The sequence below is a fragment of the Sphingobium sp. PNB genome (genome assembly GCF_019873065.1).
GTDB classification, from domain to species: Bacteria; Pseudomonadota; Alphaproteobacteria; order Sphingomonadales; family Sphingomonadaceae; genus Sphingobium; species Sphingobium fuliginis.
Genome location: NZ_JAINEZ010000014.1, coordinates 49925 through 72823 on the forward strand (window position 1 = coordinate 49925; position 22899 = coordinate 72823).

At 65.8% G+C, this 22899-nt stretch carries 18 protein-coding genes and 1 tRNA gene; 7 read left to right on the top strand and 12 right to left on the bottom strand.

Annotated elements, in window-relative coordinates; genetic code table 11:
• Positions 1-2: 2 nt before the first annotated feature.
• The 6 genes from K7W03_RS07280 to K7W03_RS07305 all read right to left on the bottom strand — a co-directional run bounded on the left by K7W03_RS07280 (position 3) and on the right by K7W03_RS07305 (position 5431).
• Positions 3-434 carry a spore coat U domain-containing protein gene (locus K7W03_RS07280; RefSeq protein WP_226869815.1) on the bottom strand — a complete coding sequence of 144 codons (432 nt, stop codon included), beginning with the start codon at positions 432-434 and terminating at the stop codon, positions 3-5.
• Between the two features lie 474 nt (positions 435-908).
• Positions 909-2081, bottom strand: coding sequence for a glycosyltransferase (locus K7W03_RS07285; RefSeq protein ID WP_025547237.1), 1173 nt, complete (start codon positions 2079-2081; stop codon positions 909-911).
• A gap of 3 nt (positions 2082-2084) precedes the next feature.
• Positions 2085-2585: a DUF2141 domain-containing protein gene (locus K7W03_RS07290; RefSeq protein WP_025547235.1), complete on the bottom strand. Its 501-nt coding sequence runs from the start codon at positions 2583-2585 to the stop codon at positions 2085-2087.
• A complete protein-coding gene (locus tag K7W03_RS07295; protein WP_222885879.1) occupies positions 2582-3526 on the bottom strand; it encodes a hypothetical protein in 945 nt (314 codons plus the stop codon). The genes K7W03_RS07290 and K7W03_RS07295 overlap by 4 nt, the downstream gene beginning before the upstream one ends.
• Positions 3523-4692 (bottom strand): glycosyltransferase, encoded by a 1170-nt coding sequence (locus K7W03_RS07300; RefSeq protein ID WP_222885880.1) that lies wholly within the window; start codon positions 4690-4692, stop codon positions 3523-3525. The genes K7W03_RS07295 and K7W03_RS07300 overlap by 4 nt, the downstream gene beginning before the upstream one ends.
• Position 4693: 1 nt before the next feature.
• Complete coding sequence (locus tag K7W03_RS07305) at positions 4694-5431, bottom strand: DUF2334 domain-containing protein (protein WP_222885881.1); 738 nt, start codon at positions 5429-5431, stop codon at positions 4694-4696.
• Positions 5432-5652: 221 nt separating this feature from the next.
• On the opposite strand from K7W03_RS07305, the gene K7W03_RS07310 reads away from it, so the two are divergent.
• On the top strand, positions 5653-6690 hold the full coding sequence (locus K7W03_RS07310) for an endonuclease/exonuclease/phosphatase family protein (protein ID WP_222885882.1): 1038 nt from the start codon (positions 5653-5655) through the stop codon (positions 6688-6690).
• 133 nt (positions 6691-6823) lie between these two features.
• Here the strand turns inward: K7W03_RS07310 and K7W03_RS07315 are convergent, their stop codons facing one another.
• The 3 genes from K7W03_RS07315 to K7W03_RS07325 form a co-directional block, all read right to left on the bottom strand.
• The gene (locus K7W03_RS07315; RefSeq protein ID WP_222885883.1) at positions 6824-9169 is read right to left on the bottom strand and encodes a TonB-dependent receptor domain-containing protein; all 2346 of its coding nucleotides are present in this window, start codon (positions 9167-9169) and stop codon (positions 6824-6826) included.
• Entirely contained in the window at positions 9087-10034 is a 948-nt protein-coding gene (locus K7W03_RS07320; RefSeq protein WP_222885884.1) for a FecR family protein, read from the bottom strand. Before K7W03_RS07320 ends, K7W03_RS07315 begins: the two co-directional genes overlap by 83 nt.
• A 106-nt stretch (positions 10035-10140) precedes the next feature.
• Positions 10141-10659 (bottom strand): RNA polymerase sigma factor, encoded by a 519-nt coding sequence (locus K7W03_RS07325; RefSeq protein ID WP_222885885.1) that lies wholly within the window; start codon positions 10657-10659, stop codon positions 10141-10143.
• Between the two features lie 383 nt (positions 10660-11042).
• Between K7W03_RS07325 and nhaA the strand changes: the two genes are divergently transcribed.
• Entirely contained in the window at positions 11043-12230 is a 1188-nt protein-coding gene (gene nhaA, locus K7W03_RS07330) for a Na+/H+ antiporter NhaA (protein ID WP_222885886.1), read from the top strand.
• Between the two features lie 33 nt (positions 12231-12263).
• On the opposite strand, the gene K7W03_RS07335 is transcribed toward nhaA, so the two are convergent.
• Complete coding sequence (locus K7W03_RS07335; RefSeq protein WP_226869818.1) at positions 12264-13433, bottom strand: citrate synthase; 1170 nt, start codon at positions 13431-13433, stop codon at positions 12264-12266.
• Between the two features lie 78 nt (positions 13434-13511).
• On the opposite strand from K7W03_RS07335, the gene K7W03_RS07340 reads away from it, so the two are divergent.
• The gene (locus K7W03_RS07340; RefSeq protein WP_222885888.1) at positions 13512-14549 is read left to right on the top strand and encodes a DUF2332 domain-containing protein; all 1038 of its coding nucleotides are present in this window, start codon (positions 13512-13514) and stop codon (positions 14547-14549) included.
• A 129-nt stretch (positions 14550-14678) separates the two neighbouring features.
• On the opposite strand, the gene K7W03_RS07345 is transcribed toward K7W03_RS07340, so the two are convergent.
• Positions 14679-17276 (bottom strand): PAS domain S-box protein, encoded by a 2598-nt coding sequence (locus K7W03_RS07345; protein ID WP_222885889.1) that lies wholly within the window; start codon positions 17274-17276, stop codon positions 14679-14681.
• Between the two features lie 166 nt (positions 17277-17442).
• Here K7W03_RS07345 and K7W03_RS07350 point away from each other — a divergent pair, with 166 nt between their 5' ends.
• From K7W03_RS07350 to K7W03_RS07365, 4 genes are all read left to right on the top strand, one after another.
• Positions 17443-19161 (top strand): histidine kinase famiy protein, encoded by a 1719-nt coding sequence (locus tag K7W03_RS07350; RefSeq protein WP_222885890.1) that lies wholly within the window; start codon positions 17443-17445, stop codon positions 19159-19161.
• 91 nt (positions 19162-19252) lie between these two features.
• On the top strand, positions 19253-20485 hold the full coding sequence (locus K7W03_RS07355; RefSeq protein ID WP_222885891.1) for an FAD-dependent oxidoreductase: 1233 nt from the start codon (positions 19253-19255) through the stop codon (positions 20483-20485).
• On the top strand, positions 20482-20898 hold the full coding sequence (locus tag K7W03_RS07360; protein WP_222885892.1) for a thiol-disulfide oxidoreductase DCC family protein: 417 nt from the start codon (positions 20482-20484) through the stop codon (positions 20896-20898). The genes K7W03_RS07355 and K7W03_RS07360 overlap by 4 nt, the downstream gene beginning before the upstream one ends.
• Positions 20895-22529: a precorrin-6A/cobalt-precorrin-6A reductase gene (locus tag K7W03_RS07365; protein WP_222885893.1), complete on the top strand. Its 1635-nt coding sequence runs from the start codon at positions 20895-20897 to the stop codon at positions 22527-22529. The genes K7W03_RS07360 and K7W03_RS07365 overlap by 4 nt, the downstream gene beginning before the upstream one ends.
• A 292-nt stretch (positions 22530-22821) precedes the next feature.
• Here K7W03_RS07365 and K7W03_RS07370 read toward each other — a convergent pair.
• Positions 22822-22896: transfer RNA gene (locus K7W03_RS07370), tRNA-Gln, on the bottom strand.
• Positions 22897-22899: the final 3 nt, after the last annotated feature.

Genomic DNA, 22899 nt, shown 5'->3' on the forward strand with positions numbered 1-22899 from the left:
CTTCAGTAGCTGACGGTGATCGTCACCGTGTCGGTGTAGCTGCCGGCGGCCACGCTCTGCTGGGCGGGGATGCGGCCATAAACGGTGAACGCCGCCGGCAGGATCGTCGACGCGGTCTGGGCGACCGTGTCCGACCCCACCGAGTTGCCCCAGTTCGTGCTGCGTCCCGAATTGCTGTAGAGCGCGTAGCCGAGCGGATTGGCGCCGCTCAGCATCTTCCGGGTCGATACCGTCGCTCCGACGGCGCTTCCGGCGTTCAATCCTATGTTGAACAATGTGCCCGGCGTGCAGGTGACATTGATCGTGCTGGTCGCATCGGTCGGAGACGCCGATGTCGGATCATAGCTGCCAAACGCCATGTTCGTCGCCGACACCAGGCAGACGTTCAATACCGTGGCCGACACGCCCATCGTCGTTGTGGCATCCGTTGCCATCGCCGCATTCGGCAAGAGACCCAAAAGGAACAACGCACAATATTTGCGCATGACGTTTCCCCCTCCGGTGATTTCGACACCTATTGATCTGAACCAATATTGGAGCAGGAAAGGTTAGAGAAACGTTAGCAGTGTTTACTGTTTCCGATGCAAAGGGGATTATATTCACTTCCGATCACAATTTGCGGGATGGATATATAACTTTCGAAATATCGAAGAAGACCGATTATCTTTATTTGAATGTCAGGAATTGGCTCCCGCGCGACCTGATGCCGCGGTCAGGGTTGTCCCGGCCGCTTCCCATGTTGCCGATCGGCACGCAACAACCACCAAAGAATGGCGGCCACGAACGACCAGCACTCGCAAGTCGATCGATGGCGCAGGCCGCAGGGATGGACTTCCACCGCATCCTGCGGCGATTTCCGAAAGGCCGGAAAGGGAATGTGCGGGCGCAGGGGGCGGGTGATGCGTCGGTCAAGCAACATGGCGTCGTGCCCCTGCAATATCGTCATAGGCCGCAAACAGCCGGTCGAAATGGTCGTCCATGGTCATGACGGCCGGCGCAGACTCCAGCGCCGCCCGGCGCCGCGTCACTGCATCGGCGCGCGCGAATTTCGCGATCACGCCGGCCAGACTGTCCGCCTGTCCCGCGCGATAGAGCAGTCCGCCGCCGCTGCGCGCCTGATCGGACGCGCCGCCTTCGTCGGGCACGATGACCGGCAGGCCGCTGGCGCGCGCTTCGGCCGCGACCATGCAGAAGGTCTCCGCCTCGCAGCCATGGACGAGCGCGTCGGCGCTGGCGAGCAGCTCGGCCAGCGCCGGGCGGGAATGCATCGGCGCCAGCAGCTGGATGTGCGGATTATGGGCCGACGCCCGGCGCACCCGCCCTCTCTCCCGCCCGTCACCGACCAGCACCAGACCGACCGGTGTCGAAAAGCCCGCCGACGTCACCGCATCGATCACCATCGGCCAGCGCTTTTCCGGGGCGTGACGGCCAACACCCAGCAGCAGCGTCGCCTCCGGCCCCAGCCCGCAGCGCTCCAGCAGGCGGGCGCGCAGCCCCTCATGCCGATGCGCGGGGCTGAAATGCCCCGGCTCGACGCCCATGGGCAGCGTCATCACCCGCCGGAGCCGTCCCGCCTCCAGCCGGCGCGACAGGCTGTCGCTGGCGCTGACCACCAGATCGAACCGCTCGTCCAGCCGGCGCAGGTGGCGCCAGAACCAGTCGAACCCCCGGTCGATCGCCTCGCGGCTCAGCACTGATCCGAACCAGCGATAGGCATAGGCCGACAGCGGATCGGCGTGCATGATGAGCGCGCGCGGCGCGCCGCCCCGCCACCGCGCCACCATCGCCGCGCTGGCCCAGGGCGAGGATGCCTCGACCAGATCGGGCTGCAACCGGTCGAGCATGGCATGGAGCGACGCTTCGTCGTCGAAATAGGAATAGCGCCGGTCCAGCGGAAAGCGGCGCGCGGGCAGCATGACGATCCTGCCGCCGCCCGCCTCCACCACCCGATCGCTGTCGGACGGCGCGAGGATGATGACCTCATGCCCGGCCAGCGCCCCGGCGCGCAGCTTGCGCTCGACATAGGTTTTCACCCCGCCGCCGCTGGGCGCGTAGAAGGCGCAGACGTCGACGATGCGCATGGCCTATTTCTCCACCGGGCCGAAGGACAGCAGCCCCCGGCGATAATTGACGATGATGCCGATATGGGCGGGGCCGCTGCCGACGACCGCCCTGGCGGCGGCGGCGGACGGTCTGGACCAGCCCAGCTTCGGATTGCCGGGAAAGCCGATCCCGTCGACCGAAAGCGAGAAACGGCGGTTGGCGTCGCGGTCGTGCAGCAGGCTGAGCGCATAGGTGCCGGGACCGGGCGCGCGGATGCAGAGCTGCACGGGCCCGGTGGCCGGGACCGCCACCTCCACCCGGCGGAAGGGCTTGCCGGCCGCGACCAGCAGATTGTCGTCGGCCAGGAAGTCCGCGTCGTCCGCGGGGTACAGTTCCAGCTTCAGCCGTCCCTTGCGGTCCTTGAGGCCGTTGACGTCGACCAGAAAGGACGGGCCCTTTTCATCCACCCGGCACTGGCCCTCCGCCTTGCCAAGGTCGGGGGTGGAGGGGATGGCGGCGGCGAGCAGCAGCGTCGCGATCATTGCGCCTCGCTCTCCTTCATGAGGCCCGTCGCGCCCAGCGCCATGCCGACCAGCAGATGCGCCACCAGGATGAGCGAGGCCATCAGCGCCATCGCCGACACGATCTCGCTGTCGCGCCCGATCAGGAAGGCGGCCATGCCTGCGAACACCACATCCTTGTTCGGCAGGAAGGGCAGGCGGGATACCAGTTGGCGCAGCGTGCCGAGCAGGATCCACCAGCTGAGTTCGATGTCGGGCAGCAGCATGTGCCACATCATCGCCGCCAGCACCGTGGTCGCGACGATGCGGGCCAGATGGATGCCCGCAACGACCCGCAATTCCGCGCGCGGCAGGGTGAACAGCCGCCTGCGCAGCAGCATCGCCACCAGCGATGTCGCCAGCACGAACAGGATCGACCCGCCCACTTCCCAACTGTTGAGCCGCGCGTCCACCGCCCCCAGCAGCGGCACGGCGAAGGCGACCATGACCAATGTGACGCCGTTGCCGACCAGCGCGGAAAGGATCGTCACATCCTTGATCGCGCCGAACGGCGCGGTCGTGATCTTCCCGCTGCGCCGCGCCCAGGCGTAGAAATAGACTTCGCCGAGATAGCCGAGCAGTATCTCGTTGCTGACCAGCTTGCGCAGCAGCGCTGCGAAGCCGTCTGCCGGGATCACCCAGAGACGGCGGAAGATCACCCATTCGGAAAGCGGCCCGGCCAGATAGTAAAGCGCGAAGGCCGCCCAGAAGGCGATGCTGCCGGGCAGCATCGCCCACAGGCTGGACGGGTCGATTCCATGGAACTGGTGCAGCGCGACGACCAGGATCAGCACCGACACCAGCGGCCCGGCCCAGCGGGTCCAGTTGCGGCCCGACTGGATCAGCGGCTTGGGGTCGAGCACCGGCGGGTCGAGCGGCACGACGGGAGGAGGAAGCAGGCCGGTGGAGCTGTTGCCGGTCATAAGGAACTCGTCATTGTGGACGGGATGGGTTGACGACACGCAATGAGGAACGCCTCAGTCGGTCGCGCGGCAATTCGGGCGAAGCTTTCCAGATAGGCGGGGGCGGCCGCCTCCAGCGTGAAGCGCCGCGCCTGGGCCAGACTGGCGGCGGCATGCTGGGGCCCCGGCGCGTCGGCCAGAACCCTTGCGAAGGCGGCAAGATCACCTGCCGGCACCAGCCTCCCCAACGCGCCGTCGCCCAACAAGGACCGCATCGCGGCGCTGCACTCCGTCGCGATGACCGGCAGGCCGACCGCCAGCGCTTCCAGCACCACGGCGGGAACTCCTTCATAATCGGACGAGAGGAGGAAGGCGTCGGCCTGCCCGATCCTCAGGGCGGGATCGGGAACATGGCCCATGAAGCAAAGGCGTCCGGCAATGCCAAGCCGGCGGGACCGCGCGGCGAGCCTGCCGCGTTCCGGGCCCTCGCCGAAGATCAGCAGACGATCGTCGGGGCCCGCGGCCCGCGCGAAGGCGTCCAGCATCAACCCGAAATTCTTCTGTCGCGCCAGCCGGCCGATGGCGACGAACCGGCGCCCCTTGCCCGCCCTCTTCCGCCGGACGGCGCGCAGCCGGTCGATCTGGTCCAGCGACAGCGCCGGATCGGGGATGATGCTGATCGCCCCGGCCCCCGGCCGGACGAGCGCGGCAATCTCGCGCTCCAGCCCCGGCGCCATGGCGACGAAATGATCGATGAACCGCCCCTGGATGCGCAGCCACAACCGGTAGGCGGTACGCACCGGCCAGACCATGTCCCGCCGCTCCAGGTCATTGCTGATCTTCGCCAGGACGGGCGGGCAATGGCGTCCCAGCAGCAGCTTCATCGCCACGGCGACCACCGCATAGCTGTTGCCCGCGCAGAACATCGCGTCCGGCCGCGTCCGGCGGATGAAGCCCGGCAATGTCATGATCATCCACAGGGTCTCGAACCCGGCAACGGAAAAGCCCGGCCCGCGCGGCACATGAGGGTCAAGGTCATGGCCCAGTTCAGCGCCCATCGCGCCATCGCCGCGCCCCAGGAACAGTGGCGCGTCGATGCCCTGGTCCCGCCAGCGGCGCACCAGCCGCAACGCGACCCGCTCGACGCCGCCCGGCTCGAAACTGTGGAGGAAGGTCAGGATACGCATTTCAGCCTGCCAGCAGATCGCCATAGCGCGCCGGGCGGTGGGTCCGCCCCAGACGCCGCACCACCCGGTCGATGCTGTCCAGCAGGGCGGGCACATGCGCGTCGCCCGGATGCACCGCGACCCGCGCGACCGGCGCATGGCGCAGGGCAGGCGGCAACAGCCGCGCCGCCAGCAGGGAGGATGCGATGCGCGCCCGGCTGCGGCTGGCCCAGGTGATGACCGGTCCACGGGCCAATATCCTGCCCGATGGCGGATGCCACACCTTCATATGATCCTCCGCCAGGGCGAATCCGCACCGGCCAAGCGCGGCGCGCGCAGGGCTGCCGTAAAGCCAGGCGGGCGCGACGAAGCCCGCCACCGGCAGGCCCGTAACCTGTTCGATCAGATCGCGGCCGTCGGTCATCCGCCGTGCAGCGGTCGCCCCGTCCAGACCCAGAAACTCGCCCTCCCCGGCGGTCATGCGCCGCGCCTTGAACCGATCCAGGGCATTGTCATGGGTCGCCATGTCCCTGTGGAACCATCCATGGGCGAACATGCTGACGCCGGCCTCCGCCCAGCCACGCAGCCGCGTCGCGAAGGGCGATCCGGGCAGCAGCGGGTGCACGCCCCAATGATTGGGCACCACCAGCATCGCGAGCGTGCCGGGCGCGGCGTGCATCGAAAGCCGATCCAGCAGGCGATCGACTTCACCCTCGAAACATGGACCAACATCATGAAGGGAAAGAAGAAGTCGTTTCATGACAGGTCCACACCCCCAGCACGCCTGCGCCTATCGAGCGCCGCTATGATGCCGGGTGATGACCTGCCTGTGACAATTTGCGCCATATCCGCCTTTCGCCCTCATCGGGAAGACGCCATCGCCGCCAAGGACCGCAGTTGCTGCATGAATATTTTTATCGTCCGGCGACAACTGCGGTGTTGCTCTGCCGGCATCGTCGTTGCGCCACAGGAGAAGAGGCTGTGCGCATTCCGACATGGACTTTCCGCATGATCGCCGTCGCCGCACTGATCGCGGCGGCGCCTCCGGCTGACACGCGCGCCCTCCCGCCGCCGCCCGTCCCCATCGGCTTCGATGGCGCCCTGTCGGTCATGACCTATAATGTCCATGGCCTGCCCTGGCCGCTGGCCTGGGGGCGCGAAGCCGATTTCGACCGCATCGCAACGACGCTGCGCGACATGCGCGCGGAGGGACGCAATCCCCATGTCGTGCTGTTGCAGGAAGCCTTTACCGACGATGCGAGGGCGATCGGGCGGGCGGCCGGCTATGCCTATGTCGCGGACGGCCCGGACGACCGGACGACGAACGATGCGCGACCGGCGGTCACGGAGCAGCGCTTCGTCGCCGGCGAGAGCCCGCTCCACGGCGAGGGCATCGGCAAATATGTCGGCAGCGGCCTGCAGATCCTGTCCGACTTTCCCATCGTAGCCGTCCACCGCATGGCTTTTCCGCGCTTCGCCTGTGCCGGGTTCGACTGCCTGGCGAACAAGGGCGCCATGCTGGTGCGGATCAGCCTTCCCGGCCAGCCCGGGCCGATCGATATAGTCACTACGCATCTCAACAGCCGTCGCGCCTCCGACGTGCCGGATGCCCGCTCCAACCATGCCCACAGCCTTCAGATCGCCAGCCTCACCGCCTTCATCCGCCAATGGCACGACCCTCACGACCCGCTGATCGTCGGCGGCGATTTCAATGCAGGCCAGGCGGTCGAGCGGCGCGTCGACCTTATGGACCATGCGGCGCGGGACTGGAGCTTCGGCACGCCCATGGACAATGCCTATGCCGCTGCCGAAGGGTTGCACCTGCCCTTCTCCGCCGATGCCCGCCTGTCGGAACGTCGCGCCCGCGACTGGGAGTTTTTCGCGTCGGGCCGGCAGATGACTCTGACGCTGCGCCGGATCGACATTCCCTTCGGCCATGGGGCGGACGGCACCATGCTTTCAGACCATGTCGGCTGTACCGCGACCTATGCGCTAGAGCCAATCGACATTCAGCCCTGATGGCCTGCAAATGACGCTTTTCCGTGCTTCCGGTGCTCACCTGCTTTGAGTAGGCTGCGCTCCGGGTCACGGAAAACCACCCTTTTCGGCTCGTCATCTTCCGAATGTCGATTGGCTCCAGGGCGAAGGCCGGTCACCAGTTTTTCGTGAACCCGATCGCCCATTGCCGCGGCCGCAGCGGCGTATATTGCGTGCCCCTGGCGAGCGCGAAGGGATTGCCGAAGGCGAAGCTGTCCGCCTTGCAGTCCAGCAGATTGCTGCCCGACAGCCGGATGCTCCAATCCTTCCGGCGCAGCGCCAGATCGGCATTCGCCAGCGCATAGTCGCCCATCCGCCGGTCGAGGCCCGGATCGAAACTGAGACGGGAAGGACCGAGATAGGCAAGGTTCACGCCCATGCTGCCGCTCCAGCCGGACAGATCGAAATGGCGGTTCACCCCCAGCCGCGCCTTCCAGTCGGGAATGACAGGCAAATGCCGGTCCTCCAGCCGCAAGCCCTCGTTCGTGCGGGTCAACAGCGCGCTCTGCCCGACCAGCCCGGCGCTGATCGCCCATCCGGCGGCCGGTTTCCAGTCCACCGACGCCTCGACCCCCCGGATGCGGGCATCGCCGACATTGCGCGTACCGATCAACCCATCGGCCAGCAGATAATCCGACTGCATATGCGACCATGTCGTCAGGAAGGCGTCGAGATTGACAGTCAGCCAGGCGGAGGCCGAATGCCGCCAGCCCATCTCGACCGTCTGCAGCTCGTCGGACTCGAACCGCTCGGCTGAAGCGGCGCCGGTCCGGCTAAGGCCTCCGGGCCGCAGCGCCCCGGCATAACGCGCATAGAGGAAATCATGCGCGCCCGCCTGCCAGGACAGGGCCAGCGAAGGCGTAAAGCCGCTGCGCGCAACCGACGCCTCGATCCGTGCGTGGCGCGCGCCCTGCTCCTCCTCTATGCGGGAATGGAACAGGCGGCCGCCGACGCTGAGCGACAGCGCCCCGGTCAGCGGCATGCGCATGTCGCCGAAGGCCGAAAATTCGACCACGCCCTGTATGCCGGTCCCGACCGTCTCATCCCGCACCCCCCGGACCACGCCGGAAAGATGGTTGCGCACATCCACGAAGGAGAGACCCGCCAGCCAGGACAGACCGTCATCCCGCGTCTGCGACAGACGCACTTCCTGGTCGAACAGGCGATTGCGGCGCTGCTCCAGATAAAGCGCCGGGGGAGCAATGCCGAAGGCGGAGGCGGAAAGATCGCTCGCGTCCAGCGTGCTCGATACGTCATGATCGACCCAGTTGCCGGCATAGACCAGGTCCGCGCCGCCCAGCTTTCCCGCGACGCGCAGCGCCATCAGGGCAAAATCATTGTCGTGCGGCTCGGCAGGCTGGGCGGGCCGCTCCAACGCATGGCGGGCATAGACATATTGGCTGTCGGCCACGTCCCGCATCTGGGCCATGCCGTTGAGATCGACGGTCCAGTCCCCCGCCAGCGCGCGCAACGCCACGCGCCCGCCGCGCAACTCACCCCGGTTCGCATCCCCCCGGCCCGCCGTGTCGATCCATCCCGGCTCGCGGACCGCATAGGCCACGGCGCGCAACGCCAGCCGGTCCGCCACGACCGGCAGGTTGACCATCGCCTCCGCGCTGCCGCCCATTTCGCCGTGGGTGGCCAGTGATGCGCCCATGCCCGCCATTGCCGCGAACGACCCCGCATCGGGCGGGCGCGTGACGATATGATAGACGCCCCCCAGCGTGCCGGTGCCGTAAAGCGACCCCTGCGGTCCCTTCAAAAGTTCCACGCGCTCGACATCGACCAGCTTCAGGTCGGGATCGGGCGCATTATAGGTGGCGCGCGCATCGTTGATCAGGATGGCGACGGTCGACTGGCTGTTTCCGTTGAAGGGACTGTCCGCCACGCCGCGGATGAACTGGCGATTGCGCCCCGGTCCCAGATTGGTGAGCGTCAGGCCGTCCAGCCGCTGCGCAACCTCCTCTGTGCCCGGAAGCAGCGCGCCGCCCTGCTCGCCGGGCGCCTGCACGATCGCGACCGAAATCGGCAGCCGGGCAAGAGGCTCCTCCCGCTTGGTGCCGGTGACGATGATATCCACCGACCCCTCCGGCGGAAGCGGATGCGCTGGCCGGACGGGGTCGCGGCGCGATGCCGGCGGCGCGGCTTGCACCAGGCGATAGGCGGTGGGGGAGAGACGCCGCGCCTCCAGCCCCGTTCCCTCCAGCATCCGCGCCAGCGCCTGCTCCACCGTCATCCGCCCGTCGACGCGGCGCGACCGAAGGCCGGGCAGGCGGCCTTCGAAGCCGATCGCTATCCCGGTCTGCTTCGACAGCGCCGTCAGCGCCTCGGCCAGCGGCGCGGGTTCGACATGGATCGGCCGCTCCTCAGCCCCGACGCTAGCGGGCGCCAGCGCGCAACAGCACAGCGCCGCCCTGATGCACGGTGCGAAGGTCCATGAACTGCGCGACTTCCCCGACAAGGCCCGATCCGTCCCCCACGATCAACACACCGGAAAATGGCCGGTCGGCAACGTCGGCCCCGACCCTGACAGGCACCCCTGCATAGCGGCTGAGATCGGACGCCACCAGAGAGAGCGGCACGGCCTCATAGACCAGCCGTCCCTGCCGCCAGCTGCCGACGGTGCCGGGCGATACGGCGCTGGTCGCGCCGCGATGCGTCACCCGATCGACCAGCAGTTGCCGCCCGGCCGGCAATGGGATCGCATCCCCGCCATCGCGCGGCGCGATGCTGATCCTGCCCTCCGCCACGGCCACCCGCATCGTCCGGGCGTCGGCCAATATGTCGAAACGCGTGCCGATGTCGCTGATCCGCTGCCCGCCCGCCTCGATCGTCATCGTCCGCCCGGGCCGGTGAGGAATGTCGAACAGGGCGCTGCCCTCCAGCGCCAGCCGGTCCTGCGCGGCGCCCTCCACGCGCAAATGGCTGGAGGCGGCAAGCGCGATCCGGGAGCCGTCCTTGAGCAGGATGGTGCGCCCCTGCCCCGGCCCGGTGCGATAGTCTGCCGGTTGCGGCGGGGGCGATCGCAAGGCGGGAATGGCGACGGCAAGCGCGAGCGCCGCCGCGACTCCACCGCCCACCCACCGCCGTCGCCGGCGCGGCGCCTCCGCCGCGATGGCCGGACCCGGCATATCCACCGGCGGCACCAGCGCCGCCAGCGTCGCACGATGCTCGACGATCCGGGCATCGACCAGCGCAATGGAATCGAACGCGGTTCGATGCGCGGGATCGGCCTCCAGCCACAGCGTAAAGCCGTCCCAGTCGAAATCCGCGTCATCCTGCGCGCGGTGCCAGGCGATCGCCTGGTCGAGGATCGTCTCCGTCATGGCCCTATCCCACCAAAGCCGGTCCCATCGAAGCCCGCCCGTTCGGGGCGCCGCCTCCCGCTCATGCTCCCGTGTCCCGCTGTGACGCCATCATGCCCGCTCCGCCTCAGTCCTCGCTCAGGGCCCGGCGCAGATATTTCATCGCGACCGCCATATGTTTCTCGACCCCGCTCCTGCTGATCCCCAGCCGCTGCGCCACCTCGTCATGCGACAGCCCCTCCAGCTTGTGCAACTGGAAGGCGCGTCGCGCCCCGGCAGGCAGGTTGGCGATCGCGGAAGCAAGCCGCGCCACCTCCTCCCGCTCGGTCATCTGCGCCAGCGCGTCGGCGTTCGGATCGGCGGGATCGGCATGCCGCAGGTCCACGCCGGCGGCCATCTCCATCCAACCCTGCTCCCGCACCGCGCGCCGCCGCGCCTCCCGCAGGCGGTCCAGCACCAGATTCTGCGCGACCCGATAGAGATAGGCGCGCCCATTGGCGACAGGACCGCTTCGGCCATGACCGACCCGCAGCCATATGTCCTGCAGAATATCCTCGGCCTCCGCCGCACTGCCGGTGCGCGCCAGCAGAAAGCGCAGCAGTTCGGCGCGGCAGCTATGATAGACAGTCTCCAGCCCGCCTTCCATCCTTGGGCGCCTTTCCGATCCGATGCCCCTCCTTCGCCCCTCCAGCGGGATTGCGCAATTTAATTGGCTGTAATCTTCTGTCCCACCTGCCCGGCAAGGGTAGCAGACCGTTGGGCCGATCATCATTGATCGAGCACAATCCATTGCATGCGGAAGAGGCGACAGCGTCGATTCAGTTGCCGCGCCCGGTTCAGGGATCAGGAAAGCGTCCCATGCTCCCTCCTCATCCTCCGCGACCCGTCGCCTGAGTTCGGGATATGGTTGTGCGCCGCGAGCGCATTTGCCATAGCGGCGACGGGTGTTCGCTTCGGCTGTCGGGCGGGCAGGTTGATAGCCGTTGGTCGGGCCGCCAGCGGGCTGATGACTTGCCGGGAGTTTTCTCGATGGCCCTCTTGCGTGTGAAGCCGCTCAGCGCCCTGCGCCAGTTTCTCAAAGGACAGGCGTCCGGCGGCATCATTCTCATGGTCGCGGCCGCGCTGGCGATGCTGATCGCCAATTCACCGCTCGGTCGGGCTTATGAACATCTGCTGCACAGCCGGATTGGCCCATTATCCCTGCATCACTGGGTCAATGACGGGCTGATGGCGGTCTTCTTCCTGCTCGTCGGGCTGGAGATCAAGCGCGAGGTGATGGACGGGCAACTCTCCAGCTGGCCCCGTCGAATATTGCCCGGCATTGCGGCGGCGGGCGGCATGGCGGTGCCCGCGCTCGTCTATCTGGCGTTCAACGGCGGTGCGACCGCGCGGGGATGGGCGATCCCGGCAGCGACGGACATCGCCTTCGCACTGGGCGTGATCGCGCTGCTGGGCAACCGCGTTCCCATTTCCTTGCGCGTCTTCCTGACGGCGCTCGCCATCATCGACGATCTTGGCGCGGTCGTCATCATCGCCTTCTTCTACACGGCAAAACTCTCGCTGATCGACCTTTGCGGCGCGGCGGCTGTCACCATCCTGTTGTTCGCGCTCAATCGTTCCGGCGTGCGCCGGCTCATTCCCTATCTGCTCATCGGCACGCTATTGTGGCTCTTCGTCCTGCGCTCGGGCATCCATGCGACATTGGCGGGCGTGATCCTCGCCTTCGCCATTCCGCTGCAAGGGACGCCCGGCAAACCGGATCTGGAGGAACATAGCCCGCTCCATCGACTCGAACATCTGCTGCACTGGCCGGTGGGATTCCTGATCGTGCCGCTCTTCGGGCTGGTGAATGCGGGCGTTCCCCTTCTCGGCCTTCGAGCGGAGGCCCTTGTCGCGCCGGTCACGCTGGGCGTCGGGCTAGGCCTGCTGGTCGGCAAGGTGGTGGGTGTGTTCGGCGCATCGATGCTCGCCATCCGGCTCGGCATGGCCGACATGCCTGCTCATGCGGGCCGCCTCCAGATGCTGGGCACGGCGCTTCTGTGCGGGATCGGGTTCACGATGAGCCTGTTCATCACGCTTCTCGCCTTTTCGAACGACGCGATGCTCCAGGCCGAAGCAAAGATCGGCATCCTTGCCGGCTCCCTGTTTTCCGGCTTGCTGGGCTATCTGCTGCTGCGGGTCGCCAAGGGAGACACGCCGGACCGCATGGAGGCTTGAAGCACAGCCGTGTCGCGGCCAAGGCCCGGTCCGTCAATCCGACCCGATCAGCGGTTCCGGTCCCACATAGCGAGCACGAGGCCGGATCAGTTTGCCCGTCCGGTTTTGTTCAACGGCATGGGCGATCCAGCCTGCGCTGCGCGCTGTCGCGAACAGGGCAAAGGGCGCCTGGGCAGGCATGCCGCAGGACAGGCAGATAGCCATCATGGCGAAGTCGATATTGGGTTCGACATCGGCCAGATCCTTCGCCGCTGCCCGCAATGCCGCCAGCGAGGCGGGCAGTTCGAAGCCGTCGAGCAGCGCTTTCGCCCTTATGTCGCCCTGCGGATAGAGTGGATGGCCGAAACCCGGCAGGGACCGCCCCTCAACCAGCCGCGCGTGGACAGCGTCCCGCGCGCCATGCAGCTCAGCCTCCACAGCGAAACGCCGCGCCATGGCGCTCATGCCGCCATGGCGCGGGCCGGAAAGCGTCGAAAGACCGGACAGGACAGCGGCGGCCAGCGAGGCGCCGGTCGATGCGGTCACGCGCGCCGCGAAAGTGGAGGCGTTCAATTCATGATCGGCGACCAATATCAGCATGCGGCGGATGATGTCGGCCGTCGCGCCATGGGGGTCGGCGCCCCAACTGTTCGCCAGCCGCTGATGGATCGGGCCAGGCAGGACAGCGCCAGCGGCCGCATCCGCGACGAGGTCCAGCAGCAGCGCCGCTTCGGAAGCGATCATACCGTCGCTCGACCCCAGCATCGGCGGCGAGGCCGCGGCACGCCCCGCCAGCATCTGGTAGAGGCGATGGTGGAGATCGACATGGTCGGGCGGTGGGGTTCGCTCCATGTTGTCGGCGCCGGGTTGGTCTTCGCCGAGCAGCAGGCGAGCGACGGCTTCGAGCGGCCGATCCTCCGCTAGTCCGACGGCATCATGGCCGCGATAGAAGAAACGGCCGGCGCGCACCGTGGTGATCGCCGAACTCAGGACGGGCTCGCCCCAGGCGATGGCGGCGGACGCCACATCCGCCAGCTTGCGGCTGCGCCCGTTGCGGACGGCGAGTTCATCCACATCGGTCGCACGATACAAGCTGCGGCGCGCGTCCGCTGGATGGGCACGCACCTGAACATGCCCGCGGCTGACATAGGCATAGAGCGTCTGCGCGCGAACGCCCAGGCGCAACTGCGCGTCCTCGGCGGATATCCAATCGCTCTCTTTCATATTGATTATATTTATCAAGATTGACCGATCAATGTCGATGGGGGCTTTTCCGGGCAAGCGAATATCCGGGAGACCGCCATGTCGAACACGCTTTTGGAAGCCTTTGAACGCCAATCTCATGCCTGCGCGACGCTGGGTGCGCCGTTCAGCGCGGCTGTGCTGGAACGGGCGGGCAGGGCCATCATCCCGGGCGGGATAGTGTCGCATCTGCTGGCGGACTGGAGCGGGGTTCCGGCCGATCGACTGGTGCGCGATGCCGTCGCGCTCCGGCTGCTGGCGAGCCTGCATTATCTGGTGCTGAGCGGGCAAGCGCCCGCTCTGGCAGCCTGCTACCCGCCTGCGGCAGAGGATCCGGAGCAGGCCTGGGTGACGGCGGAGCAGGTGCTGATCGACCATGCCGGGCCGGTGGCCGCCATTCTGACACATGAGCCGCAGACCAATGAGGTGCGGCGCTCGGCATGCCTGCTGGGCGGGTTCCTGACGATCGGGCGCGAGGCCCGGCTCCCGCTACGCTGCTTTGAACTGGGCGCGAGCGCGGGGCTGAACAGCCTGTGGGATGCGTTTCGCTATGAGATCGGCGGGACGATCTGGGGCGATCCGGCCAGTTCCGTGATTGTCCCAAGCCGATGGGAAGGAGCGGCACCCTCGCCGGACCGGGACTTGATCGTGGCGGAGCGGCATGCCTGCGACCGTCGCCCGATCGACATCCGGCAGACGGCCGATGCCACCCGTCTGCTGTCCTATTGCTGGGCTGAGCAGCGGGAGAGAATGGAACGCCTGCAGGCGGCGGTCGCGCTGGGTCAAAGCGGTTCGCTGGTGGTCGAGGCGGAGAATGCAGCGCGTTTCGTGGAGCGCGCGGCACCTAAGACGGGCTTCGCGACGGTCGTGTTCCACTCGGTGGTCTGGCAATATATCCTGCCGGTCGAGCAGGCGCAAATCCTTGCGACGTTGGAGAGCCATGCCGCTGCCGCGACGGCCGATGCTCCGTTCTTCTGGCTCCGGATGGAACTGAACGAGACCGCGCGGCAGTTCGAACTGCGGCTATGGTCGGGACCGGGGCACGATCGGCTGCTGGCTGTCGTCCATCCCCATGGTGAATATGCCGTCTGGCAGTAATCAGCCATCCAAACAGACGAAAACAACGCGCTATCGCCAATTTTCAGTCCTCAGGTCGGGACGGTCAGCTATCTCACGCCACGCCCCTCAAGATGACCTTTGGCCGACGCGGCCGGAGATCGGCGTCGATCAGGCGCCGAGGTGCCGATGTTCGATCATGTCGGTGATCTTGTTCGCGAGTTCGGTCATCACAAATGGTTTGGTGATAACCTCCATGCCCCTCTCAAGATGACCGTTGCCGACAGCGGCATTCTCCGCGAACCCGGTCACGAAAAGCACCTTCAGGTCCGGGCGACCGACGCGGGCCGCGTCGGCGATCTGTCGGCCGTTCATGCCTCCGGGTAATCCGACATCGGTGATGAGCAGGTCGACCCGGACGTCGGACTGAAGGATTTTCAACCCTGAGGGGCCATCTTCGGCTTCGAGTGCGACATATCCAGCCTCTTCGAGCACCTCTATTATGAGCATGCGAACGGTCGGTTCGTCGTCGATCACGAGCACGCTTTCCCCGGCGCCCGTTTCCGGGATCGGCGATTCCGCCGCCACGGCATCGTCCGCGACATCGCCGGAGTAGCGGGGCAGATAGAGGCACATCGTCGTTCCCTGCCCCGCTTCGCTGTAGACGCGAACCTGGCCGCCGGACTGCCGCACGAAACCATGGATCATCGAAAGACCCAGACCCGTGCCCTGACCGATCGGCTTGGTCGTGAAGAACGGATCGAAGATCCGGTCGGCGATATCCTTCGGTATGCCTGTTCCCGTGTCGGTGACGCAGACCGAAATATACTGGCCTGGTGGCAGGTCGCGTTCTCGCCCGGCGCGATTGTCCAGCCACTTGTTTGCCGTCTCGATCGTCAGTTTGCCGCCGTCGGGCATGGCGTCGCGAGCGTTGATGGCGAGATTGAGGAGCGCGCTTTCGAGCTGGACGGTGTCGATCCTCGTTGGCCAGAGACCTGCGGCGCCAACAACCTCGACCTTGATGGCCGGGCCGACAGTGCGGGCGATGAGTTCTTCCATACCAAAGACCAGACGGTTCACGTCGGTCGGTTTGGGATCGAGAGTCTGGCGACGAGAGAAGGCAAGAAGCCGCTGGGTCAGCGCGGCGGCGCGCTGGGCGGAGGTCTGCGCACCGTTGATGAAGCGCTCGATGTCCTCGGTTCGGCCTTCGGAAAGGCGCCTCTCGATGATTTCAAGGCTGCCAATGATGCCTGCCAACAGATTATTGAAGTCGTGGGCGATCCCGCCGGTGAGTTGTCCTATCGCTTCCATTTTCTGCGACTGGCGCAGGGCCTCTTCTGCCTCAGCGCGTTTGCGGATCTCGGCCTCGACCTGCTCTTCCAGCCGCTCGTTAAGCTGGTGCAACCTGTCTTCGATCGCCTTCCGCTCGGTAATGTCAATCACCGTCCCGACGAACCGCGTTCCCTGATCGGCATCGAAGAGCGCGCGTCCGCTCGCCGAAATCCACCGCTGCCGTCCGTCCTCGATACCGATGGTGCGATATTCTATGTCGTAGCGGCCCAAGCCCTCGGGATCGATCGCTCGTTGGACGGCCTCATCCGCGCGCTCACGGTCGTCGGGATGAATTCCTGCGATGAAGGAACCCTCGTAGGTGACCGCCGCCTCCGGGGATAAACCGAAGAGTTGCTTGCACCGAACGTCCCACCGAAGTTGGTTCGACGCGGGATGGTAGTCCCAGGTGCCAATTTCGGCCGCTTCAGTGGCCAGCCGCAAGCGCGCTTCGCTGTCGGCCAGCTCGCTCTCCGCTTTCCGCCGTTGTGTAAGCTCGCGTTCGAGTGCCTGAAACAGCCTGGCATTATCGATTGCGACGGCTGCCTCCGCCGCCAGGCCTTCCAGGCCCCTTTCCGATCGATGGTCGAAGACGCCAATATCGGCATGGCCGAAGAACAGGCCCCCGATTACCTCTCCGCTACGCGAAATGACCGGCACGGCCAGATAGCTGCGAACGGGCAGATGTCCCTCGGGCATGCCCATGCGTGGCGCATTCTGCCCGTAGCGCGGATCCCTGGTTATATCGTCGGACCGAACGATCCCTTCACCCGAGAAGGTCGGGGCGAACACCGATGTGTTGCGCGGCATCGGAAATTTGGAGAAGGCCTCGGCGGGTGCACCGGACAGGGTGTAGAGCATGTAGCTCTCCCCCGCCTCATTCTCGACATTGTAGAAGAAGGCGCCGAATTCGGCACCGGTCAGCTCAACGCCTGCATCAGTGACGATCTGGACGAGTTCCTGAAGATCGGTCTTGGCCGCCAGGGCGGAGCCGGCCCGGTTAAGTATCCCGAGCGCACGGCGCTCTTCAGATATCGCCTCCTGCGCTTCCCTGCTTTTCGTGCGATCGTGCAAAATCTTCGTGAATCCGACCACGGAACCGGCCCGATCACGGATCGGCGACATTTCGCCTACGGCCCATATTTGAGATCCGTCACGGCAAATGCGCCAACCTTCTGTTCCTCCGCCACGGCCGACGGTCAGCGCGTCGGTCATCTCTTGTCGGAGCGCTGAGGCGCCCTCGCCGGGGGGAAACAGGCGCTCCAGCGTCTCACCCAGAACGTCAGGGGCGGTCCAGCCCAGCATCCGGAAGGCGCCCTCGTTCCAACTCGTCACCCGGCCTTCTAGATCGGTGGTGATGATCGCCGTTCCAACCGCGCCATCGACGATCTGACGCCATTCGTCAGCGCTGATCGCGCGCGACGGTTCTGGCTTTTTCATCGATCCCCCGGGAAAAATTCTTCTGATGCTGGAAGCAAACGCAAAACGCCTGAAGTGGTTGCAGACGGGATGGTCAGGCCCGGTTGACGATCTCGGATGAAGATACGTGGCAACCAGATCGCTGGTGAAGATTTATTGCGGTGTTAAAACTGATTTGAGGTAGCCCGTGGCCGACAAGGATGGCGCAGAAGCGCCCGTCACTCCCAATGAAGCGACCGGCGAGCCAGCCGGCGATCTGGAAGACACCAGTTCCTACAGTCCGACAGGCAATCGACCGACGCATCACTGGAAGCGATCGACCGTGGCGGAACCTGGGCTCGACCAGCGCGGCACGGTGTTCTTTGCTGCCTTGCAGATGACGCGGATGCCGATGATCCTTACCGATCCGCGCCAGGACGACAATCCCATCGTCTTTGCCAACAAAGCGTTTCTTGATCTGACAGGCTATGAGGAAAGCGAAGTCGTCGGCCGCAATTGCCGTTTTCTGCAGGGGACCGACACCGACAGGGAAACCGTCCGCGCCCTTCGCGAAGCCGTAAGGGCGCAGGAAGCGATTTCGACCGAAATCCTGAACTATCGTCGCGACGGCAGTCCCTTCTGGAACGCGGTGTTCGTGGCGCCAGTTTATGACGACGACGGCACGCTTATCTATTTCTTCGCCAGCCAGCTTGATGTCACGCGTCGGCGCTCCTCTGAACAGGCTTTTCGTCAGGCGCAAAAAATGGAGGCGATCGGACAACTGACTGCCGGCCTGGCGCATGATTTCAACAACCTGCTGCAGGTGGTGACGGGCAATCTCGATATTGTGCTCGGAGACAATCTGACCGATGCCCAACGACGGATGCTGAGCAACGCTGCTCGGGCTGCGGAGCGGGGCGCGAGGCTGACGCGCCAGTTGCTTGCCTTCGCGCGCAAGACCCGGCTCGAGCCGCGCCGGATCAACATGAACGAGCTGATCCACGAATTCGGCGATCTGATCGACAATACCGTGGGGCCGCAGATCAGGCTGGTCACCGCGCTGGAGCGTCGGCTCCCGGCGGTGCAGATCGACCCCACGCATCTTGAGATGGCGGTGCTCAACATCCTGATCAACGCTCGCGACGCGATGCCGGGCGGCGGCACCGTGACGATCGCGACCGAGCTTTGGAAGCTGAACGGCAACGCGGCGGCGCATGGCCTTCCCGAAGGGGATTATGTCGTATTGAGCATCCGCGACGAAGGCCATGGCATGAGCGCCGAGGTTCGCCAGCGCGCCACCGAACCGTTCTTCAGCACCAAGGGCAAGGAGCGCGGCACCGGCCTTGGCCTGGCAATGGTCCACGGCTTTGTGCAGCAGTCGCTCGGCCGTCTGGAAATCGACTCCGAGCCGGGGCAGGGAACGACGATGCGGCTGCTCTTTCCCGTCGCGCCGCCCGAAGAGGTCGTGTCCGGCCCCGTGCGGCCCATGCCAGCGCCGGCGATTTCAGGCGAAGCCGGAGGACAGACGATCCTGCTGGTCGAAGACAGTGACGATGTCCGCGCGCTGGCGAGCGAGCAACTGGCTGCGATCGGGTACCGGGTCATTCCTGTCGCAAGCGGCGAGGAAGCGCTCCTGAAGCTTCAGAATATCAAGGTCGACCTGCTCTTCACCGATATGGTCATGCCGGGTGGCATGAGCGGCCTGGAACTGGTCGAGAAGTTCAACGAACTATATCCGGAAACGCCAGTGCTTATGACCACGGGCTATAATGAGGATCTGGTCGCCGACATCCCGCGCGGCACGCGGCTCGACGTGATCGGCAAGCCCTATCGCCGCGAGGAGCTGGCGGATCGCGTAAGGACGGCTCTGTCACGCCGCACCGTCGTCAGGCGGGAGGAAAGTCCTTTTGGCGCCAAGGAGGGGTGATGGGCTGAATCCCCACACGCCCTAGAATGCTGATTTAAAAGCTTGTGGCACTCCTATTGGATAGGACGGTCTACTCAGCTAGACAGCGACCATGCGGGGGCTGGACATTGCGATCGCGGGCTGCGGGCCGTGCGGACTGGCAGCGGCGCTGCTGCTTCATCGTGCCGGACATCATGTAACGCTGTTCGAACGCTTCGATACGCCTCGACCCATCGGGTCCGGCTTGATGCTCCAGCCCACGGGCATGGCGGTCTTGTTTCAATTGGGATTGCTGGAGGAGGCTCGGGCGCGGGGCGCGCGGGTCGATCGCCTTTTCGGCAAGGCGGGCAGGCGGATTGTCCTCGACGTCCATTATGCAGCCCTTCGCCACCGGGAAATGTTCGGCATTGGCATCCATCGTGCCAGCCTGTTCGCGATCCTGCATGACGCCGTCCAGCAGGCGGGAATCACCGTCCATACCGGACGCACCATGATCGGGAGTACACCCGTCGGAACCAAACGCACCTTGTGCTTTGCCGATGGAGAGACGAGTGGCCCCTATGATCTCGTCGTCGATGCGCTGGGCACGCGCACAGCGCTGGCGCCGCCCACGGGCCGGGAACTGGCCTATGGCGCGCTGTGGGCAAGCCTCGACTGGCCGCAGAACGCCGCATTCGATCCCCACGCACTCGCACAGCGTTACGAGCGCGCCAGCGTCATGGCGGGAGTCCTACCCATCGGAACGCCGCCCGGTGCGACGATGCCCAAGGCTGCTTTCTTCTGGTCGCTCCGCGCGGACCGGCTGGACGATTGGCGCGAGACCGGGCTGGCGCCATGGAAGGCGCAGGTTGCCAAGCTATGGCCCGACTGCATGCCGCTGCTCGATCAGATTCATGATGCTGACCAACTGACCTTCGCCCGCTACGCCCATCGGACCCTTGCGGCTCCAGTGGGACCGGCGCTGGTCCATATCGGCGATGCCTGGCACTCCGCCAGCCCTCAGCTGGGACAGGGCGCCAACATGGCGTTGCTCGACGCCTGGGCGCTGGCCCAGGGTTTAGCAAAGAAGAATGGTGTCGATGAAGGGATTCGGCACGCCATCGAACTGCGCCGTCGCCATGTGCTGACCTATCAATGGCTCACCGCACTGTTCACCCCGGTCTATCAATCGAACAGCCGTCTGCTGCCGTTGATCCGCGACCGCGTGGTCGGCCCCTTGTCCAAGCTCTGGCCGGCCACCGCCATACAGGCGGCGATGGTCAGCGGGCTGGTCGGCAATCCCCTGCCGCCACTGGGGCTGGATGGCGATTGGACGGTTGGGATGCCCATGGCGGAGGCTGCATGAACGATGCGTCGAGCGATAGCGACGGCCCCATCATCGTCTTCGACGCCATGTGCGTGCTCTGCTCGGCCAATGCCGCTTTCGTGCTGCGCCATGACCGAGCCGGTCGCTTTCGGCTCGCGTCCACGCAAGGTGACATTGGGGCCGCGCTCTACCGCCAGTTCGGGATCGACCCGGCCAATCCGGAAACCCTGATCGTGGTGGAAGATGGCCGCGCCTTGCGGGACAGCGATGCGGTGCTGGCCATTTGGGCGGGTCTGGACCGCCCCTGGAATGGGCTGGCGGCATTCCGTATCGTTCCGCGCTGGCTGCGCGATCCCGTCTATCGCTGGATTGCGCGCCATCGTTATCGGCTGTTCGGGAAGCGGTCGACCTGTTGGATCCCGACAACGGAACAGGCACGCCGCATCCTGTGAGCCGGATCTTGCTCCTTGGCGGCTATGGCGGCTTTGGCGGGCGCATCGCGCGGCGTCTCGCCGCTGCAGGGCATGAGGTGCTGGTCGCTGGACGGTCCGTCGGCAAGGCCCGCGCCTTTTGCGGGGATGCGCCCAGCCTGATGCCGCTGGCACTGGATCGCAGTCGGATCGCCACCGCATTGGAGGAGCATAGGCCGGACATAGTGGTGGATGCCTCAGGCCCCTTTCAGGCGATGGATCATGCCATCCCCAAAGCCTGCATTGCTGCCAGGGTTCACTATGTCGACATCGCCGACAGCCGCGATTTCGTGTGCGGCATCGGGGCGTTGGACGATGCCGCCAGAGCCGCAGGCGTCATCCTCCTCTCCGGCGCTTCGAGCGTGCCGGCGCTGTCGAGCGCGGCGGTGCGTCATCTGGCGCAAGGCATGGACAGGGTGCGCGCGGTCGAGATGGCGATCAGCGCATCCAACAAGGCGACGGCAGGTCCGGCGGTTTCCGCCGCCATAGCAGGACAGGTCGGCCAGCCCCTGCGCATCTGGCGCGGTCAGCACTGGGCGAAAGCCTTCGGATGGCAGGAGATGCGTTCCGTCCAGTTCCGATGCGCGGGAACGGAGGCGATCACAGGTCGCAAGGTCGCGCTTGTCGATGTGCCCGACCTCGCCCTTCTGCCCGAAAGGCTGGCGGGACGCCCGGCCGTCACCTTCCGGGCGGGTACGGAACTCCGGTTCCAGAATTGGGCGCTCTGGCTCGCCAGCTGGCTGGTGCGTTGGCGGCTCGTCACGACTCTCGCGCCGCTCGCGCGTTTCCTTCACCCTTTCCAATCCCTGACCCGGTCGCTGGGCAGCGATCGCTCCGCCATGATCGTGCGCCTGTTCGGTGACGTGGCTGGCCAACGGGTCGAGCGCCGATGGACGCTGATCGCCGACCGGGGCGATGGCCCGGAAATACCGACATTGTCCGTGGCGCCCATCGTAGCGCGCATCCTGTCGGGACAGGAAGCCGCAGGCGCCCGCGATGCCGCAGAGGCGCTGACGCTGAGCGATTATGCCGATGCCTTCGGAAATCTGGCCATCCAGCACGATAGGGCGGAACTGCCTGCTCTGCCGCCCCTATATGACCGCATTATGGGTGATCGCTTCGGACAGCTCCCCCCGGAGGTGCGCGCCATTCATGATGTGTTTCGCGATGGCGGCGCAGCAGGCGAAGCCGCGGTGACCGGCGCGTCGAACCCGGCCGCGGCATTGATCGCGCGGATCGTGGGCTTTCCCAAAGCCGGTACTCATCGCCTGCATGTTCATTTCCATGAAGCCGACGGCCGCGAAAGCTGGACCCGCAATTTTGGAGGGCGACGCTTTCAGAGCCACCTCAGCCAACGGGGCCGCTGGCTTGTCGAGCGCTTCGGCCCGTTCCGCTTCGCCTTCGATCTTCCCGGCGACGCTCAGGGATTGACCATGGTCATGCGGCGTTGGTGGATCGGTCCCCTGCCCCTGCCAACATGGCTTGCCCCGCGTTCGCCCGCCCGCGAATGGGCCGAAGGCGGGCGCTTCCATTTCGATGTGCCCATCGCATTGCCCCTGATCGGGCGGCTGGTCCATTATCGCGGGTGGCTGGAACCGTCGACAATCGGATAGCAGACCACGCTTTCGACCACTGGCTGCAATTTGGAACATCGATCCTGCGTGGACGGCCCTCCGTTGGCAAGGGTTTATGAACTTTGCCCAGCTGGTTGGTGCGGCCATGTGTCCGACCTGTTTATGCGGCTTTTGGATGCCGCTCGCCATAACGCCATTCGCGCGTCTCAGGCCCCGATCAAACGCATGGTGGGTCGGGTCAACGCCTCGCAGATCGCTTCCGCATCGGAACCGCGCCATTTGAGCCAGCTCCAGCGAGCGGCCCAAAAGTACGTCGTCATGTCGGGATATGTGGCTGGGGCGGCAGGATTCGAACCTGCGCATGGCGGTACCAAAAACCGCTGCCTTACCGCTTGGCTACGCCCCAGCA

Coding starts and splice junctions, on each gene's coding strand:
- K7W03_RS07280 (WP_226869815.1), bottom strand. CDS start 434: ATGGCAACGGATGCCACAACGACGATGGGCGTGTCGGCCACGGTATTG.
- K7W03_RS07285 (WP_025547237.1), bottom strand. CDS start 2,081: ATGCGCATCGTCGACGTCTGCGCCTTCTACGCGCCCAGCGGCGGCGGG.
- K7W03_RS07290 (WP_025547235.1), bottom strand. CDS start 2,585: ATGATCGCGACGCTGCTGCTCGCCGCCGCCATCCCCTCCACCCCCGAC.
- K7W03_RS07295 (WP_222885879.1), bottom strand. CDS start 3,526: ATGACCGGCAACAGCTCCACCGGCCTGCTTCCTCCTCCCGTCGTGCCG.
- K7W03_RS07300 (WP_222885880.1), bottom strand. CDS start 4,692: ATGCGTATCCTGACCTTCCTCCACAGTTTCGAGCCGGGCGGCGTCGAG.
- K7W03_RS07305 (WP_222885881.1), bottom strand. CDS start 5,431: ATGAAACGACTTCTTCTTTCCCTTCATGATGTTGGTCCATGTTTCGAG.
- K7W03_RS07320 (WP_222885884.1), bottom strand. CDS start 10,034: ATGACGGAGACGATCCTCGACCAGGCGATCGCCTGGCACCGCGCGCAG.
- K7W03_RS07325 (WP_222885885.1), bottom strand. CDS start 10,659: ATGGAAGGCGGGCTGGAGACTGTCTATCATAGCTGCCGCGCCGAACTG.
- nhaA (WP_222885886.1), top strand. CDS start 11,043: ATGGCCCTCTTGCGTGTGAAGCCGCTCAGCGCCCTGCGCCAGTTTCTC.
- K7W03_RS07335 (WP_226869818.1), bottom strand. CDS start 13,433: ATGAAAGAGAGCGATTGGATATCCGCCGAGGACGCGCAGTTGCGCCTG.
- K7W03_RS07340 (WP_222885888.1), top strand. CDS start 13,512: ATGTCGAACACGCTTTTGGAAGCCTTTGAACGCCAATCTCATGCCTGC.
- K7W03_RS07345 (WP_222885889.1), bottom strand. CDS start 17,276: ATGAAAAAGCCAGAACCGTCGCGCGCGATCAGCGCTGACGAATGGCGT.
- K7W03_RS07355 (WP_222885891.1), top strand. CDS start 19,253: ATGCGGGGGCTGGACATTGCGATCGCGGGCTGCGGGCCGTGCGGACTG.
- K7W03_RS07360 (WP_222885892.1), top strand. CDS start 20,482: ATGAACGATGCGTCGAGCGATAGCGACGGCCCCATCATCGTCTTCGAC.